Consider the following 18,592-nt stretch of genomic DNA (forward strand, 5'->3'; position numbering starts at 1 on the left):
ACTTTCACCCCCGCTAGTATTAATCGAGCAACGTTAACAGCTTTTTTGCAAATCCGGCATCTAACACTGCCACTACAACGCGGGCTTCCTTCCCTATAGCCTTGCCGAGTATTTCCCGATTTTGAATCAGCTTATAAGGAACCCCATATGATTTACATTTATCTGTAACTTTTTTTGCCGTATTTGCGGATGCATCTGCAGACAGCAAAACAAGCTTTGCTTTGCCGTTTCTAATCTCTTTAACAGCAAGCTCTTCTCCCGAAGTAATTTTCCGTGCCCGATTGGCTAAGCCAAGCAATGACATCCATTGATTTGAGTTCATTTGGATTGCCGTTTCTCCTTCTCTATTAACTCCAAGAGTTCTTCATAGATAGCATCATCTATGGAAACTTCTAAATGATTGGCTAAGATATTCTTTTTCTTTGCTAACAAAACTGCTTCCTTTTCTTTGGAAAGATAAGCCCCGCGCCCTGATTTTTTTCCGGTAGGGTCAACAGATACTTCGCCGTCTTTGGAGCGAACGATGCGAACGAGTTCTTTTTTCGGCCTCATTTCACCGGTAGCGACACATTTTCGCAAAGGAACTTTTTTACGATTGTTCACGATCATTCACCTCTTCCCTATTCTTTTTCCTCTAAAAGCTCATCATTAAATTCGAAGTCTGCATCATTTTCGTATTCTTCGTTTTCATAATCATCATTATCAAAGTTCAACAGTTTTTCATCCCTCGGATAAATTCCGGCTTCACGGGCATCTGTTTCTGATTTGATATCTATTTTCCAGCCTGTAAGCTTTGCTGCAAGCCTCGCATTCTGACCGCGTTTTCCGATTGCCAGTGAAAGCTGATAATCAGGAACTACAACAGTTGTTGCTTTGTCTTCTTCATTTACGATTACGTCAAGCACTTTTGAAGGACTTAGTGCATTTGCAACGAATACGACCGGATCTGAAGACCATTTTACAATATCAATTTTTTCGCCCTTCAGCTCATTGACTATCGCCTGTACACGTGTGCCCTTAGGACCTACACATGAACCTACCGGATCAACTTCTTCATTGTCTGAATGAACCGAAATCTTGGAACGGTCTCCTGCCTCACGTGCAACAGATTTAATTTCTACAGTTCCATCATAGATTTCAGGAACTTCAATTTCAAATAATCTCTTCAGAAGGCCAGGATGGGTTCTGCTAACAAAAATTTGTGGTCCTTTTGTAGTCTTTTCTACTTTTGTAATAAAAACTTTAATCCGGTCATGGGGCTGATAACGCTCATTTGGCATTTGTTCGTTCGCCGGAAGGATCGCTTCAATCTTTCCAAGGCTCACATAGATGAACTTAGGATCTGTACGCTGAACAATTCCCGTCATGATATCTTCTTCACGGTCGATAAATTCAGAATATATGATGCCTCTCTCCGCTTCACGGACACGCTGGGTAACAACCTGTTTCGCTGTCTGGGCAGCAATGCGGCCAAAATCCTTAGGTGTTACTTCCATTTCAACGACATCTTCCACCTGGTAGTTCGGATTGATTTTTTGAGCATCCTCAACAGAGATCTCAAGACGCGGATCAAATACTTCATCCACTACTTCTTTGCGGGCAAAGACTCTCATCGTTCCGTTCCCTAGGTTTAAATCAATGCGCACATTTTGTGCCTGGTTAAAGTTTCTGCGATAGGCTGACACCAATGCTGCTTCAATGGCTTCGATAATCACATCGCGAGAAATGCCTTTTTCTTTCTCAAGCAATGTCAGAGCATCCAAAAGTTCACTGCTCATGAGATTTATATCCCCCTTTATTTCTCTTATAAAAATAATCAACTCTAAAGCAGCAATTTGCTTTTCTGAAAGACAAGTATTGATTTTTGACATCAATACACGTACAGCTAAAAGCCGCCTATCCCCTTTAAGGTGAGACACCAGATGGGGCTCATGCCGACGCTGCCACAGGCTATGAAATTCTCAGACTGCGTTCCATTACCGGCAAGGCGCCTCCGCTTTTCTTAATAAGCAAGCCCGCAATCAGCCGGTATTAAAAAACAACGGCTAAACGGGCATTCGCTACCTTCTCATAAGGAATTTCAATATTTTTCTTCCTTGTTTTAATTTTGACTTCCACCGTAACGGTTTCGCCGTCAAATTGGGTTAACACACCTTCGAACGTTTTTTCGCCGTCAATTGGCTCGTAAGTTTTAATAAAAACATTCTTGCCGACTGCTTTTACAAAATCACTGTCTTTTTTAAGAGGGCGTTCAGCTCCCGGCGATGAAACTTCCAAGAAATAGTTGTATGGAATCGGATCTTCAGCATCAAGCTTTTCGCTTAGTCTTTCACTGACCATTCCGCATTCCTCGATATCAACACCAGTTTCTTTATCAATAAATACGCGAAGGAACCAGTCTTTCCCTTCTTTAACATATTCAATGTCGACTAATTCTAAATTAAGTTCATCCACAATAGGGGTGACCAGTTGTTCCACCGTTTCAGTCACTTTGCTCATTCATATCCCTCCTTTTTACTGAATTCTAAAGCGTGTTTTCCATTCAATCAATTAGATATTGGCTCTGCTAAACTTTAATTAACATATAGTTTTAACATAGATCCGATCTAAGGAAAAAACCGTACACAACACGAAAGAGTGGGTTGCCCCACTCTTCCTTTTGCGAGAGTTATTCTTAGTATTTCCAATAAAACTATACCATAACCAATTTTTTTATGCAAATGGAATAGCTGTCAGCAGAAGGGTTTGGACCCTTTGCTGGTCTTTTTTTTAGAATAGGGACAGCTGATTTTGTTCCGGAAGGGATTCCAGGCAGCCATGATTATCGAGATACTCGATTATCGTCTTAGATACTTTTCCGCGCTGCTGCAGGTCTTCCTTCGATAGGAATTCCCCTTCTTCTCTTGCTTTAACTATATTGAATGCTGCGTTTGTACCCAGACCCGGAATGGAATTAAACGGCGGGATCAAAGAATTGCCTTCAATGATAAACTCACTTGCACTTGAGCGGTACAAGTCCACCTTCTGGAAGTTAAAGCCCCTTTCGTTCATTTCCAATGCCAGTTCCATTACAGTTAAAAGATTCTTTTCTTTCGTTGAAGCTTCAAGTCCCTTTGCATTGATTTCTTCGATTCGAGCACGTATTGCCTGTGATCCTTTAACCATTGCATCCACGTCAAAGTCCTCTGCGCGGACTGTAAAATATGCTGCATAGTAAAGGAGCGGATGGTGCACTTTGAAGTACGCAATCCGGACAGCCATTAATACATAAGCAGCCGCATGGGCTTTGGGGAACATGTATTTAATCTTTTTACAGGAATCAATATACCATTCAGGGACCTCGTTCTTTCTCATTTCGGCTTCCATCTCATCGCTCAGGCCTTTACCCTTACGGACAGATTCCATTATTTTGAAAGCAAAAGCAGGTTCGAGGCCCTGATAAATTAAATAAACCATTATATCATCACGGCAGCCGATTACTTCGCTAAGATTACAAATGTTATTATGAATTAATTCCTGGGCATTTCCGAGCCAGACATCCGTACCATGAGAAAGGCCGGAAATCTGAACAAGTTCTGAGAAAGTGGTCGGCTTGGTATCTTCGAGCATCTGGCGGACAAATCGCGTACCAAATTCGGGAATGCCAAGCGTTCCTGTTTTACACATGATTTGGTCTTCGGTCACACCAAGTGATTCAGGCCCGCTGAAAATTTTCATTACTTCCGGATCATCTGTGGGAATAGTTTTTGGGTCAATTCCGCTCAGGTCCTGAAGCATCCTTATAACGGTCGGATCATCGTGACCCAGTATATCAAGTTTTAACAGATTATCGTGAATAGAATGGAAGTCAAAATGGGTTGTTTTCCATTCCGATGTCCTGTCATCTGCAGGGAACTGAATTGGCGAAAAGTCGTAAATATCCATGTAATCCGGCACAACAATGATACCGCCCGGATGCTGTCCGGTAGTTCGCTTTACCCCTGTACATCCGGAAGCCAGCCTGTCAATCTCCGCACCTCTTATTTGCAGATTATTATCGTTCTGATACGCTTTGACGTAGCCATAAGCCGTTTTATCGGCAACAGTACCGATTGTTCCTGCGCGATATACATAATCCTCGCCGAATAGCACCTTTGTATAGTTATGGGCTCTAGGCTGGTATTCACCAGAGAAATTCAAGTCAATATCGGGAACCTTATCCCCCTTAAAACCAAGGAACGTTTCGAACGGAATATCATGTCCATCTTTTTTATATTTAGCTCCGCAGCCAGGACAATTTTTATCAGGCAAGTCAAAGCCGGAGCCCACTGACCCATCATTGAAAAACTCAGATGTTTTGCATTCAGGGCAAACGTAATGCGGCGGCAGCGGGTTTACCTCCGTGATCTCGGTCATCGTCGCAACAAATGATGAGCCGACAGAACCACGGGAACCAACCAGATAGCCGTCATCCAATGATTTTTTTACCAGCTTATGAGAAATCAGATAGATAACCGCGAAACCATGTCCAATAATACTTTTAAGTTCTTTTTCTAAGCGTGCTTCCACGATCTCAGGAAGTGGATCACCATAAATCTTTCTTGCCATTCCGTAACTCATGCTGCGCATCTCTTCATCTGCGCCTTCGATTTTTGGCGTATACAAATCATCTTTTATCGGCTTTATTTCTTCAATCATATCAGCAATTTTGTTCGTATTCTCAACAACAATTTCCTTCGCTTTTTCTTTGCCCAGAAATGAAAAAGCGTCAAGCATTTCATTGGTAGTCCTGAAATGAACATCCGGAAGCTGATGGCGATTCAGCGGATTCGCTCCGCCCTGTGAATTAACAAGGATTTTCCGATAGATTTTATCATTTGGATTCAGGTAATGGACATTGCCTGTCGCGACTACCGGCAAGCCAAGCTTGTCCCCCAGCTTTACAATATTGCTGATGATTTCTTCCAGCGCTTTTTCATCTCTTACAAGTTCAAGCTCTAAAAGGTGTGCATAAACGGCTTTTGGATGCACTTCAAGATAATCATAGAATTGTGCTGTATCTTCTACTTCATCTGGAGATTTCTGCATCATGCCTTCAAAAACTTCCCCTTTATCACATCCGGAACCTACCAGTATTCCTTCGCGATGTTTTTGAAGAACTGACCTGGGAATCCGCGGCACTCTGTAAAAGTATTCCATATGAGAGATGGATACGAGTTTAAAAAGATTTTTCAGACCGGCTTCCGTTTGTGCCAGCAGGGTGCAATGGGCCGGCCTTGCACGCTGATAAGCATTTCCCTGACCCATATTATCATTGAATTGATCATGATATTCGATCCCTTTTCCCTCTGCGCCTTTTAGCATCTTAAGAAGCAGATAGCCTGTTGCTTCCGCATCGTATATAGCACGGTGATGCTGGGTGAGTTCTACATCGAATTTCTTGGCAAGGGTATTCAGACGGTGGTTTTTCATGTCGGGAAATAAAAAACGTGCGAGTTCAAGAGTATCTATTACAGGATTAGGCGCTTTTCCAATACCGATCTTTTTATAGCCCACATTCAAAAAGCCCATGTCGAAAGAAGCATTATGAGCTACTAAAATAGCATCTCCTGTCCATTCATGAAATTTCTTTAGAACATCTTCCACTTCCGGTGCATTTTCCACCAAATCATCTGTTATTCCAGTCAGATTAATGGTAGTTGCGGATAAAGGGTGATGAGGGTTTGCAAATGATTCAAATCGGTCAATGATTTCGCCATCATGAATTTTAACTGCTGCAAGTTCAATAATCGTATCATATACAGCTGATAAGCCGGTTGTTTCAACATCAAATACAACAAAGGTGTCATCAGCAAGCTTGCGATGCGCATCATTATATGCAATCGGCACACCATCATCTACAAGGTTTGCTTCAATTCCATACAAAATCTTAATATCATTCTTTTTCCCGGCACCATAGGCTTCAGGGAATGATTGGGCAACAGCATGGTCTGTAATGGCGACTGCTTTATGGCCCCATTTCTTCGCCTGGGAAACCAGTGCACTGACTGATGAAACTGCATCCATTTGACTCATTGGTGTATGAAGATGCAGTTCAACCCTTTTTTCGTCAGCAGGCGATGTATCCTGCCTTTGAATTGGTTTGATTTCATTAATATCGTTGCCGATCATAACCAGGTCACGGACAAAAGTATCGTTCTGAATGCTTCCTCGGACCTTTAGCCACATTCCTTTTTGAATATGCTGGTATAGAGCGGCATCCTCTTTATCACGGGAGAACATTTTTACCAGGATGGAGCTGGTATAATCCGTAATTTTAAAAGTTAATAGTGTCCGGCCGCTGCGGAGCTCTCTTGTTTCAGCAGCAAACACGTAGCCCTCAATAGCTACTCGGCGCTCTTCATCTATAATATCAATCAATTTGCGGTAATCTGCATCGTCCTTAATGGTAAGACCGATTGTTAGCGGCCCCTGTGGTGCAGTGTGATCTGCAGATTCAGCTTCCGCTTCTTTCTTCTGCATCTCGATTGCTGCCTGGAGACCACGCTCTTGATCTTCTTTGCGTTTGGCTTCCATAAATTTTTCATATTCTTCATTGGAACCATCAGCGGCTACTTCAGTGTCCACTGTTAGGGCAGGAAAGCCAAAAACTTGGAAAACATCTGAAATAATGCCGGCATATTTTTTCTTAATAGATAATCCTTCTAAATCATTACGGACTTTAATGATAAGTTTGTTGCCCTGTACAGAAGGAACCTGTTCATTCAGTAGCTTTAAAAGCGGCGGTGCCATTCCATCCATTTCTTTAATGCAGTTATGCCAGTATTCAAGTACAAGCTGTTCAGTAAAATCTTGATTTCTCACAGAGATGCTATATGAAACTTCTGCGATGTGGGAAAATGTCTTTTCAAGCTGATTTGTGAAACGGCTATATACACTGCAGGGCATTATCTTTGGAAAAGCAAAATAAAAGTGCCATTTCCGTGACTGTCTTTCGACTATGACCCTTTCGATCTGGGCATCATGAAAGTGCTGAACAAAGGCATCCTCAGTTAGCTGCATCTGCTGGAGCAAGAGCTGAAATTTAGAAGGTTCGCTCATCTTTCTCTCTCCCATCCATTAATCTTGGTTTCTATTTTTAAGTTAAATTTTATGTGCAATAAAAAACAGACGGACTTAATTATAACATATCGCTTCATGTAGTGATTGAAAAAACGGATTCCATTTTGGAACCCGTTTTTTCGTCTGACTTAGAGGATCATACACATTTTTTATGCAGTAATCCTGGATTCACTTTTTACAGGAAAAATCTCTGAATATCGTTCCAAGTGACCACCAGCATTAATAGCATTAATAGAGCAAAACCAATAAAATGGACCATTCCTTCTTTGTGACGGTCAATTGGCTTTCCTCTTACAGCCTCAACTGCAAAGAACATTAATCTTCCGCCATCAAGCGCAGGAATTGGAAGCAGGTTCATTATTCCAAGATTAATACTTAGAATTCCTGCCCATTTCATCAGATAGTAAATACCGGATTTGGCCACAGTATCTGTTGAAACATAGATACCTACCGGACCTGATAATGCATCAATTGAAAACTGGCCCGTGACAAGTTTGCCAAGCATAACAAAAATTTCTTTCGTCCAGAAATAGGTTTCCTTGGCTCCGTAGGTAATTGCCTTTAATGGAGACTTTTCCATCGGGCTATAAACACCAATTATTCCTATTTTTTCACCTTCTACATCCTGAACCTTTGGTGTAACCGAAATGGTATGCTCCTGGCCGTTTCTTTCCACTAGAAATTCCAGTTCTTCACTTGGATTCTTTCTAATGATTTCCACTACATCTGACCAGCTTGATATCTCGGCTCCATCCACACTTTGAACTACATCGCCTTCCTTAAGGCCAGCTTCATATGCTGCACCATCAGGAGTCAGCTTGCCAAGGGCAGGTTCATTTGTTGGAATCCCCTGCAATAAGGCTATTAGTACAAAAACGATAAAAGCCAAAACAAAATTCATCATTGGGCCTGCAAAAATCGCCATTGTTCGCTGACCTAAGGTCTTTGATGCAAACTGACGGTCATACGGAGCAATGAGCGTTTCGGCACCATCCTCAACCAGTACAGCTGAACGGCTAATTTTAAAGTTTTGGATTGACTCATCCTCTTCGCCCTCAACATAACCTTTTATTATTAAGTCATGCTCTGTATCAGCATCTTCAACTTCAACAATTCTTGCATCAGGATATTTATCTTTGTTGTTTAAAATAATTTTGCTGACTTCCTCATTTTTATCAAGGATTAAGCCAATGCGATAGCCGGGCTTGATTTCCACCATTTCAGGATCTTCACCGGCCATACGTACAAACCCGCCGATTGGCAGAAGACGAATTGTGTATACTGTCTCAGCTTTTTTAAAGGAAAACACCTTTGGCCCGAATCCAATTGCAAATTCCCGGCAGAGTATTCCTGCTCTTTTTGCAAATATTAAATGTCCGAGTTCATGAAAAAATACCAGTGCCCCGAAAATAATAATAAAGGCTATTACTGTACTCAAGTTTTAACCACCTTTTTTTTAGAGGTTGCTCAAATGCCGCTGGTAAGTGCATAAAGTTAGGCACTTTCGTCTAAATTGTTTTTTCGCTTGTCAATGCCGTCTGTTGCTTGCAGCGAAGGGATGCTCGCTGTAATCAGCTCAATAAATATAATTCAAATAACAGCAAACTTTGCGAAAACAGCCTAAAGTTAAATTCTGTTACACACTCTTCAGCACTTGAACACGAGCTTATAAAAGTGAGCTGACATATTTTCTCGTTTCCAAATCTGTTTCCATAATTTCATTCAGACTTGGATTTGAGATAATATCATGGCTGTCCAGTGCTCTTTCGATGAAATCTTCTATTTGCAGGAATGTTATCTTTCCATCCAGGAATGCAGCAACAGCAGCTTCATTCGCTGCATTTAATACGGCTGGCATTGAACCGCCAGCTTTTCCAGCTTCATAGGCAAATTTCAGGCAGCGAAAACGATTAAAATCCATTTCTGTAAAATGCAGCTTGCCAATCTCAGCAAGATTCAGCCGTTTTGCTGTCCGCAGCGGAAGCCTGTCAGGATATGTTAAAGCATATTGTATAGGCACTCTCATATCAGGCGTGCCTAGCTGTGCGATTACACTGCTGTCATGATATTCCACCATGGAATGGATAATGCTTTCTTTATGAAGAAGGACATCTATTTTACTGTAATCAATGGAGAAAAGCCAATGCGCTTCAATAACTTCAAGTCCCTTATTCATCATAGTGGCAGAATCGATGGTGATCTTTGCTCCCATTGACCAATTCGGATGATTAAGCGCCTCTTCAACAGTCACATTCTCCAGTTCCTTGCGGGAGCGGTCTCTGAAACTGCCTCCCGAAGCTGTTAAAATGAGCCTTTCAATATTTTTTTCTTTTTCCCCCTGGAGGGATTGAAAAATTGCAGAGTGTTCACTGTCTACAGGCAGGAGAGCTACACCATTTCGCTTTGCTGCTTCCATGACCAGATGGCCGGCCGTTACAAGCGTTTCCTTATTCGCGATGGCAATTGTTTTCTTTTCCTCAATCGCCTGCATGGTGGGGTTAAGGCCAACACTGCCTAATACAGCATTAACCAGTACCTCTGATTTTTCGTAAACAGCGACTTCCACCAAACCATCATGTCCATATGTAAATGTTATGCCGGGAAACTCCGCTTTAAGAATATCTGCAGAACTTTTTTCTGTTAGTGAGACAAGTTCTGGCTGAAAGTCAGAGATAATCTTCCTGGCAAGATCTATATTCCTGCCGGCAGACATGGCTGCCAGCTTAAATTCCTCCGGGTGCTCCTTAATTATATCGAGAGTCTGCGTACCAATAGACCCTGTAGCCCCCATCAAACTGATATGTTTCATAGTCTCCTCCTAATAAGAAAAGCGGAAGCGCCTCGCTCACCCCTGAAAAGCACAAGTCAAGCATCAGTGAAAAGCGATCTTTGCCTTTCTGGAGCAACGGCTTATGTCTTTTGAGGCGGCAGACGCTGGAGCCTAACAATTATCTAGTGTCCAAAAGGTCCTGCTCTTTAAGTTTACAGCAGGTGAAAAAAGTGCAGCAATGGCAGGACGAATAACAAACTGTCAAAACGGTCCAGAATTCCCCCATGGCCAGGCAGAATATTTCCTGAGTCTTTTACATTATAATGACGCTTTAAGGCTGATTCCACTAAATCCCCTATTTGCCCAAACACGGACAGGATGGCTGTAATTACCAAAAGCCCCAGCAGAGATTCATCAATATCTGTAAAAATAATAAATAATACTGCAACCAGAAGCGCACAGGCTACACCGCCAAGTGAACCTTCGACAGTCTTATTTGGGCTGATTTCAGGCCAAAGCTTTTTCTTTCCCATAGCTTTTCCTATAAAATAGGCACCTGAATCTGTCGCCCATATAAGGAATAATGCAAAAAAGAGATAGGTCAGACCCTGGTCTGCGAAGCGGGTCTCCATAAAGTAGTAGAAACCAATGCCAACGTATAGAGTAGACATAATCGAAAAAGCCACATCATCAAATGTAAATTTATTTTTTGTAGCTACAGTATACGTTAAGAAAAGAAGCACCCCAAAGAGAGCTACCTCAATTTTTGTATAATTCAAGTCGTCCAGGACTGACTGATATTCTTTAGGCAGAAGGAAAACCCACAGTAAAAGTAAAGAAATAATACCTGATATCGAGAATAAACTTAAATTCCTCATTTTTAATAATTCATATAGTGCAATGGATGCCAGCAAGTATGCCAGGATAATGATTGGCATGCCCCCATAGATTATGACTGGCAGGAGGATTGCACCAAAAATAATTGCTGTGATAATACGCTGCTTCATTCAATAGTTCAACACCTTTATTGTACTCCTCCAAAACGCCTTTGGCGGCTTTGGAATACTTCGATTGCTTCAAGCATTTGCTCTTCATTGAAATCCGGCCATAATACATCCGTAAACCAGAATTCTGTGTATGCAAGCTGCCAAAGCATAAAATTGCTTAGTCTGATCTCACCGCTTGTGCGAATCAGCAGATCGGGATCCTTAAGCCCGCCCGTCATTAAGTAGGATGAAAATTTTTCTTCATTTAATTCATTTTCATCCATTATACCACTTTTGCAATCATTTAAGACATGCTTGACGGCTTCGAGTATCTCGGCTCTGCTTCCATAATTAAGTGCAAAGTTCAGCACCAGGCCGGTGTTATTTTTTGTCTCTTCCATCGCTTTGGAAACTGCTTTGCGCGTATGGGCAGGCAGGTGATCGAAATAACCAATCATTTTTACTTGTACATTCTCTTCTATCAGTTCTGGAAGGAAAGTTCCCAGAAATTCTTCTGGCAGCTTCATAAGAAAGTCCACTTCCATCTTAGGCCTTTTCCAATTCTCAGTTGAGAATGCGTATAAAGTTAGGGTCTTCACCCCTATATCACTTGCAAATCTGGTGATCTTTCGGACAACCTTCATTCCTTCATGGTGGCCGGCTACTCTTGGAAGCGCCCGCTTCTTTGCCCATCGGCCATTCCCATCCATAATGATGGCAACATGCTCAGGAATTTGCAATTCTTTTATTTTTTTAACTCTCTCTCGGAGATCGGAAGAACTGTTTTGGGACTTCCATAACTTCATTTTATCAAACATAAGTCTGCTCCTTTAAAATAGGTTAATCCTCCGATAAAAGACAAAGTGTGAAACTTCAATTAGCAAGGGACTTTTCCCGCTTATTGATAGTTGTGATTCAGTCATAGTATCTTTTAGAGATTATTCTAATGGTAAAATGATTGCCTCTTTCCGCATGATAATATCATACCAAAAATAATTAAATATATCTCTATAAAAGAGTATGTTGCCAGAAGTTAATTCAGGTCAGGAAATTGCCTTCATAGCATATTTCAGCAGAGTAAACGCCTAAACGCCTGATCAGATTATGTATGCTTTCCCAAAGAGTAAAAGAACCCCCTATTGATAGAGGGTTCTAACTATAGCATCAATTAGACTGCAAGGATTTCTTTTTCTTTTTCCTTTGTCAATTCGTCAATCTGGCTGATGTGGTCATCAGTAAGTTTTTGAATATCATCAGAAAAACCGCGAAGATCATCTTCAGTGATTTCTCCATTTTTCTCAAGTTTTTTCAGGTCATCATTGGCATCGCGACGAACATTTCGGATGGCTACTTTTGCTTCTTCTGATTCTTTTTTAACCACCTTAACAAGCTCTTTACGGCGTTCTTCTGTAAGCTGTGGAATAGCAAGTCTGATTACACTTCCGTCATTTGAGGGGTTTAAGCCGATATCAGATTTCAGGATGGCCTTTTCAATTTCGCCCAAAATTGATTTGTCATAAGGAGTTATGACTAAAAGGCGTGCTTCAGGAGCAGATACCCCGGCAAGCTGGTTAACAGGTGTCGGCGCACCATAGTAATCAACAGTGATGCGATCAAGCAAAGAAGCATTGGCTTTACCTGCACGGATGCTCGCAAGCTCTCTCGTATAAGCTGAAATTGCTTTAGTCATTCTTTCTTTTGCATCTGCAATAACTTGTTTTGGCATTATTTTTTCCCCCTAACGATTGTTCCGATTGTTTCACCCATTACGGCGCGATTAATATTGCCTTTTTCCATGATTGAAAAGACTATTAATGGAATATTGTTATCCATGCATAAAGAAGATGCTGTAGAATCCATTACAGCCAATCCTTCTTTCAATACATCAAGATAGGAAAGTTCATCATATTTTTTTGCGTTTTTATCAACGCGTGGATCAGCCGAATAGACGCCATCCACATTGTTTTTCGCCATAAGAATTACTTCTGCTTCAATTTCTGCTGCTCGCAATGCTGCTGTAGTATCAGTAGAGAAGTAAGGATTTCCGGTTCCTGCAGCAAAGATTACAACCCGCTTTTTCTCAAGATGGCGGATGGCTCTTCTGCGGATGTACGGTTCAGCAACCTGTCTCATCTCAATTGAGGTTTGAACCCTTGTCTCCACTCCAAGATTCTCAAGGCTATCCTGTAATGCCAATGAGTTCATGACGGTTGCAAGCATGCCCATATAGTCGGCGTTTGCTCTGTCCATACCCATTTCTTCTCCGATCTTACCCCTCCAGATGTTTCCGCCGCCGACAACAACAGCAACTTCAACACCTAGTTCAGCCAGATCCTTAACCTGTTCAGCAATTGATTTAATCACTGAAGGATTAATTCCGAAGCCTTGCTCTCCTGCTAAAGCTTCTCCACTTAATTTCAAGACCACGCGTTTGAATTTTGGGCTGCTCATAAGAACCTCCATATGTAGTATAAAAAGCTCATGCGCTTTAAAAGCGCTATTACTGGATTTACAATTTCATCTCATTCTTGAAAAACAGGGAACACAAAGTGTTCCCTGAGTCATAGCCTGATTAATACTATTCGAAATTACTTCTTAACTTGGCTCATTACTTCTTCAGCGAAATTGTCTTCACGCTTTTCGATGCCTTCTCCAACTTCATAGCGAACGAACTCACGGATTTTTCCGCCTTTAGATTCAACGAATTTGCCAACTTTTTGATCAGGATTTTTAACAAAAGCCTGGTCGTTTACGCAAACATCTTCGAAATACTTGCCAAGGCGGCCTTCAACCATCTTAGCAACGATGTTCTCTGGCTTGCCTTCATTAAGAGCTTGCTGAGTCAATACTTGGCGCTCGCGCTCTACTTCGTCCTGTGATACTTCATCACGGGATACATATTTAGGGTTTAGGGCAGCGATATGCATTGCCACATCTTTCGCTGCATTTTCGTCGGTTGTTCCTTCAAGAACTGTTAACACACCGATGCGGCCGCCCATATGAAGGTATGCACCAAATGCATCGCTGTCAGTTTTTGTTTTGATTTCGAATCGGCGAAGAGAAAGCTTTTCTCCGATTTTAGCAATCGCACTGTTAATGTGAGATTCTAAAGTAGCGCCGTTAGCCATTGTCTGGCCAGCTGCTTCTTCTACAGAAGCCGGCTTCGCTGAAAGTATATGCTCAGCGATTTCTTTAACAAGAGTTTGGAATCCTTCGTTTTTAGCAACGAAATCTGTTTCAGAGTTTACTTCAAGGATAACTGCTTCATTTCCGTTAACCTTTACAGTAGTAAGACCTTCCGCAGCGATACGGTCGCCTTTTTTAGCAGCTTTAGCGATTCCTTTTTCACGAAGGAAGTCGATTGCTTTATCCATATCACCTTCAGTTTCCTGAAGTGCTTTTTTGCAGTCCATCATGCCTGCGCCTGTTTTTTCACGTAGTTCTTTAACCATTTGAGCAGTAATTGCCATTATGAGATCCTCCTTAATGAGTTATGTAATAATATCTTTACCATTTATTGCTGTATAGAAAACTAAACTTTGCCTTTTCTTTAAAAAAAGGTGATAAAGGGTGCTCCCTCTTATCACCTTCTTTAAATCAAGAAAAAGCAATTTAGAGCTCTAAAGCTCCAGCGCCCAAGAGCGCTTCTACTTTTCTATTAAGCAGTTGTAACTTCTTCACCTTGTTTAGCTTCAAGGATAGCATCTGCCATTTTGCCTGTTAACAATTTAACAGCACGGATAGCATCATCGTTTGCAGGGATTACAACATCAATTTCATCCGGATCACAGTTAGTATCAACGATACCAACGATAGGGATGTTTAATTTATGTGCTTCTGCAACAGCAATGCGCTCTTTGCGAGGGTCAATGATGAATAGAGCATCTGGAAGGCTCTTCATGTCTTTAATTCCGCCCAAGAATTTCTCTAAGCGCTCTTGCTCTTTCTTCAATTGAACAACTTCTTTTTTAGGAAGAACTTCGAAAGTTCCATCTTCAGACATTCTTTCAATATCCTTCAAACGAGAAATACGCTTTTGGATTGTTTCAAAGTTTGTTAAAGTACCGCCCAACCAGCGCTGGTTAACATAGTACATACCAGAACGGATAGCTTCTTCTTTAACAGAATCTTGTGCTTGTTTCTTAGTTCCTACGAAAAGGATTGTACCGCCGTTTCCAGCAAGCTCCTTAACGAAGTTGTAAGCTTCTTCTACCTTCTTAACAGTCTTTTGAAGGTCGATGATGTAGATGCCGTTACGCTCAGTGAAGATATATTTCTTCATCTTAGGGTTCCATCGGCGTGTTTGGTGTCCGAAGTGTACACCAGCTTCAAGCAATTGCTTCATTGAAATTACTGACATTTGTGTTTCCTCCTAATGGTTTTTATTTCCTCCGCCTATATCATTTTCAGCCGGCAACTGCATGTAAACAGCACCATCCGGCTAAATCCATAAGCGTGTGTATTAACACCATTTGTTAATATAGCATAAGTGCTTTTCACAATCAAGCTATTCTTGCTGATTTTGACGAAATTTAAGCAATAACTCAACTTCCGTCTTCCCTTTTCCTAGTTTTTTGGCAATATCCTCCGCGCTCATTCCCTTTTTATTCAGAATTAACACTTGATCATTTATTGATGGAGGAATCTCTTCCTTGTATGACTGGCTGCTATCTGTCGGTTTGACAGATTCAGCTTCTTCCAATAAGGATGATAAGCTTTCTTTTTCTATCAATTTTTCCTCAGGCACCCTCGAATTCTGTTTGTAGGCTTTAGTTGCCTGGTGGATGGACACTCTGGCTGCCCGCATTGTTTTCTCATCCGCTTTAGCTGTATCCTGATCCTTTTTCCTATCCATATGTACCGGAATACTTTTCTCATTTACAGAAGGATCGCTTTTTTCATTGATCTTCGAAAATTTGCTAATAAAATCATCGTTTTCTTCTTTCATTTGTATAAGGTAAGATGATATAACCTCTTCCATTTCAACAAGCACTTTTTCCTGTCTTTTCTCTGTATCCATTAATTTGTTCTGACGCATATAGAGCAGAATAATGGCTAATAAGGCCACAATATTTAATAGCATGCTTATCGCTAATAGAAAAGCTGTCATGATATCCCTCTATCCGGTGTAGTCAATAACCTTCCCTTTGTAAGGATGGTTCAGTTTGTCATTGCTGTCTTTTTTCCGGTCTTCTTTCCGATCATTTCCCTCGTTCTCTGTTTGTCCTCTGCTATCATCATTGCCAAGATTAACATTTTGTTTATTCTCCTGTTTTATCACAGTTATCCGCTGTTTTTCAGCATTTTCCTGTGTACTGTCGGCAGCTAGCCCGCTGATTGTCTGTCCTCTCTGCTGAAGCTGTTCCTGAATTTTACCCGCTTCGAACGTTCTTGGCAGTGCGACCTGCATTTCTAATGATTTCAGACTCATCCCGGATCACATCCTTAATAACGGCTCACTTCTTATTTCCCCTTTTGAACAATGGAACTTTAAAGATTTAACAGTTTTTCGAATCACTTTAGAAAACTTTCCAAAATGAATGGAAGTGTTGGGATAGAGCTGCCCATAAATAAGGATTGAAGCATTCATTTTTTCTTCCTTTTCTTTTTCCAATTCAGCCAAGTCTTCATTTATTTTGTGCAATTTATTCATCAAATGCGCTTTTGTAGCCCTTTGCTTGAGAATAATGGTTCTTTGTTCATCTGTCAGCTTTCCTGTTAGCCTTGCCATTTCTGTTAGTCTTCCTTCAATACTATCAAGCTTTTTGATTGTTTCCTGAAGCTGCGCTGTTTCATTTAATAGATTCATTTCAGCGCTATCCAAATGGGAGTCCATGCCGGCAAATAGCTCTGTCTTAGTAAATAAGTGATTGCCCAGTTCTTTTATCTCAATGTCAGAACCTGCCTGAAGCTTGCCTCCAATGACCAATGCGCCGCTGCACCTGATGGCTCCGCCAGCCTGAACATGGCTGTGCAGGATTGATTTTTGTATTATAACGTCCTGTTCTGCCTTCACATTTGCCTGATTTAGATAGGCTGCCTGAACAGACCCCCCTGATATAACTGAACCTTTATGACTGCCGGAATTTCCGCCAGTAATAAGCACGTTATTATCTGCCTGCAGAAATGAGCCTTCAACCAGACCGGCAACAATGATATCGCCCCCTGCCTTAATCTCATATCCTGCAGGAACATTCCCACGAATCACAACATTCCCGACAAAATCTATATTCCCAGTCTTCAGGTCAAGGTCCCCATTAACCTCAAACACCGGATTCACAGAAATGCTGTTCTTGGTGAAACTGACCTGGCCATCTAATAGCGAATAGTATTTGCCTCCATTTACAAATACATTTTTCCCTGCCCTTACCCTTAATGGCTTACCATTCTTTCCGGGTATCACCTTGCCAAAAATGTTTTTTCCGGAAGTTCCAGGAGTAGCAGGAATAACAGATGCAAGAAGCTGTCCCTGCGTAACAGAAGGAATCTGGAGAACATCTCTAAAATTAAATCCTTTTCTCCCTGTTCTCGGGTCAAAAGAGACTTCATTTAAGAGATATGCATCACCGCCATGGTCTGCAGGGATTCCCTTTGCTATTAGTGTGGGGTATTCCACTGAGAGCGGATCTTTGCAGATTCTCTGGATTATTTCTTCGCTCACACCAAAAGTGATTTTTTCGTCAGCAAGCAGTTTATGCAAGTCTTCAGGCTGGACGGCGCCATCCAATTCATCAAAATCTAACGGCTGTATCAATGCGGTTAAACCGCTGGCATCAACTAAAAGTTGAAAATGGTTTTCCATGCTGATTCCTTCCTTTGCAGAAAGTAATGGCAAAACTATATGGCTTTTTCCAGCAGCTGTCTCAGCTTAAATATTGACTTTGAATGGATCTGGGAAATGCGGGATGTTGACAGGCCCATTACTTCGCCAATTTCTGTAAGGGTTAATTCCTCTTTGTAAAATAAACTTAGTACAAGCTGCTCTTTTTCATTCAATTGTAAGATTTTTTCAGCCATTTCTTCCAAAATTTCATTCTTTAATACCTTTTCTTCCGGAATTATTGCTTTTTCATCCTTGATTGAATAACTCGAATCTTTTTCTTCTGAATCTGGCTGCTCATCAATTGAAAGGATGTTTGCGTAAAAGTGTTCGTTCATAACAGAATACACTTCGTCTTCCTGCATTCCTGTTTCTTCAGCAATTTCATGCACTGCTGCATTGCGCATCAGCCGCTGCTCCAGCTTCTCAATGGCAGCTTCAATTTTTTTCGCTTTATCCCTAGTACTTCGGGGGAGCCAGTCTTCCTTTCTTAATCCATCTAAAATTGCACCCCTTATTCGAAAGGAAGCATACGTATCAAATTTCAAATCTCTTGCAGGCTCGAACTTTTCCAGGGCATCGTATAAACCTATTAGTCCAAGACTTCGTATATCATCTCTTGAAACATTTTTCGGAAGGGCAGCGGATATCCGCTGAACATGATAGCTTACAAGAGGCAAATATTTTTTTACAAGAAAATTCCCCGCTTGAGCATCACGAGAGTCGACCCATTTAGCCCAGTATGTACTTTCTTCAGTTATCGTGTCTGCCATGGTCATCCCCCTCAAACGTTTCCATTTCTATTAATCACTGTTAGTATATCAAAATATTTCCTGTAAAAATATTAACTTCATCCAATGTGCTCAGTTCTTATCCATAAAAATAAGGGGCATTGCCTTCGAGGAAATAGTTGGA

Annotated in this window: 17 protein-coding genes; all 17 read right to left on the bottom strand. The window is 41.3% G+C overall.

The features are described 5' to 3' along the window. Positions 1-19: 19 nt before the first annotated feature. The gene (locus NSQ49_RS03305) at positions 20-322 is read right to left on the bottom strand and encodes a YlxQ family RNA-binding protein (protein WP_159862701.1); all 303 of its coding nucleotides are present in this window, start codon (positions 320-322) and stop codon (positions 20-22) included. Beyond that, positions 319-603 carry an RNase P modulator RnpM gene (gene rnpM / locus NSQ49_RS03310; RefSeq protein WP_159862700.1) on the bottom strand — a complete coding sequence of 95 codons (285 nt, stop codon included), beginning with the start codon at positions 601-603 and terminating at the stop codon, positions 319-321. The genes NSQ49_RS03305 and rnpM overlap by 4 nt, the downstream gene beginning before the upstream one ends. Before the next feature lie 17 nt (positions 604-620). Next, entirely contained in the window at positions 621-1,778 is a 1,158-nt protein-coding gene (gene nusA / locus NSQ49_RS03315; protein WP_159862699.1) for a transcription termination factor NusA, read from the bottom strand. A 253-nt stretch (positions 1,779-2,031) separates the two neighbouring features. Beyond that, positions 2,032-2,499: a ribosome maturation factor RimP gene (gene rimP, locus NSQ49_RS03320; RefSeq protein WP_159862698.1), complete on the bottom strand. Its 468-nt coding sequence runs from the start codon at positions 2,497-2,499 to the stop codon at positions 2,032-2,034. A gap of 270 nt (positions 2,500-2,769) precedes the next feature. Beyond that, on the bottom strand, positions 2,770-7,080 hold the full coding sequence (locus NSQ49_RS03325) for a PolC-type DNA polymerase III (RefSeq protein WP_251282836.1): 4,311 nt from the start codon (positions 7,078-7,080) through the stop codon (positions 2,770-2,772). 196 nt (positions 7,081-7,276) lie between these two features. After that, entirely contained in the window at positions 7,277-8,539 is a 1,263-nt protein-coding gene (gene rseP / locus NSQ49_RS03330) for an RIP metalloprotease RseP (RefSeq protein ID WP_251282835.1), read from the bottom strand. Between the two features lie 228 nt (positions 8,540-8,767). Beyond that, positions 8,768-9,910 carry a 1-deoxy-D-xylulose-5-phosphate reductoisomerase gene (locus tag NSQ49_RS03335; RefSeq protein WP_251282834.1) on the bottom strand — a complete coding sequence of 381 codons (1,143 nt, stop codon included), beginning with the start codon at positions 9,908-9,910 and terminating at the stop codon, positions 8,768-8,770. A gap of 173 nt (positions 9,911-10,083) precedes the next feature. Next, positions 10,084-10,878: a phosphatidate cytidylyltransferase gene (locus NSQ49_RS03340; protein WP_251282833.1), complete on the bottom strand. Its 795-nt coding sequence runs from the start codon at positions 10,876-10,878 to the stop codon at positions 10,084-10,086. A 17-nt stretch (positions 10,879-10,895) separates the two neighbouring features. Further along, positions 10,896-11,675 carry an isoprenyl transferase gene (locus NSQ49_RS03345; RefSeq protein ID WP_159862693.1) on the bottom strand — a complete coding sequence of 260 codons (780 nt, stop codon included), beginning with the start codon at positions 11,673-11,675 and terminating at the stop codon, positions 10,896-10,898. Positions 11,676-12,025: 350 nt separating this feature from the next. Further along, on the bottom strand, positions 12,026-12,583 hold the full coding sequence (frr, locus tag NSQ49_RS03350; RefSeq protein ID WP_159862692.1) for a ribosome recycling factor: 558 nt from the start codon (positions 12,581-12,583) through the stop codon (positions 12,026-12,028). Further along, positions 12,583-13,308 carry a UMP kinase gene (gene pyrH, locus NSQ49_RS03355; RefSeq protein ID WP_159862691.1) on the bottom strand — a complete coding sequence of 242 codons (726 nt, stop codon included), beginning with the start codon at positions 13,306-13,308 and terminating at the stop codon, positions 12,583-12,585. The genes frr and pyrH overlap by 1 nt, the downstream gene beginning before the upstream one ends. 137 nt (positions 13,309-13,445) lie before the next feature. After that, entirely contained in the window at positions 13,446-14,327 is an 882-nt protein-coding gene (gene tsf / locus NSQ49_RS03360) for a translation elongation factor Ts (protein WP_159862690.1), read from the bottom strand. Between the two features lie 188 nt (positions 14,328-14,515). After that, complete coding sequence (gene rpsB / locus NSQ49_RS03365) at positions 14,516-15,217, bottom strand: 30S ribosomal protein S2 (RefSeq protein WP_061791040.1); 702 nt, start codon at positions 15,215-15,217, stop codon at positions 14,516-14,518. Between the two features lie 147 nt (positions 15,218-15,364). After that, positions 15,365-15,967 (bottom strand): hypothetical protein, encoded by a 603-nt coding sequence (locus NSQ49_RS03370; protein WP_159862689.1) that lies wholly within the window; start codon positions 15,965-15,967, stop codon positions 15,365-15,367. A 9-nt stretch (positions 15,968-15,976) separates the two neighbouring features. Then, complete coding sequence (locus NSQ49_RS03375; RefSeq protein WP_251282832.1) at positions 15,977-16,288, bottom strand: hypothetical protein; 312 nt, start codon at positions 16,286-16,288, stop codon at positions 15,977-15,979. A gap of 6 nt (positions 16,289-16,294) precedes the next feature. Further along, a complete protein-coding gene (locus NSQ49_RS03380; protein WP_341070375.1) occupies positions 16,295-17,659 on the bottom strand; it encodes a DUF342 domain-containing protein in 1,365 nt (454 codons plus the stop codon). 35 nt (positions 17,660-17,694) lie between these two features. After that, the gene (locus tag NSQ49_RS03385) at positions 17,695-18,450 is read right to left on the bottom strand and encodes a FliA/WhiG family RNA polymerase sigma factor (RefSeq protein ID WP_159862686.1); all 756 of its coding nucleotides are present in this window, start codon (positions 18,448-18,450) and stop codon (positions 17,695-17,697) included. Between the last annotated feature and the right edge of the window lie 142 nt (positions 18,451-18,592).

It is taken from the genome of Cytobacillus sp. FSL R5-0377, from assembly GCF_038004385.1.
Lineage (GTDB): Bacteria > Bacillota > Bacilli > Bacillales > Cytobacillaceae > Cytobacillus.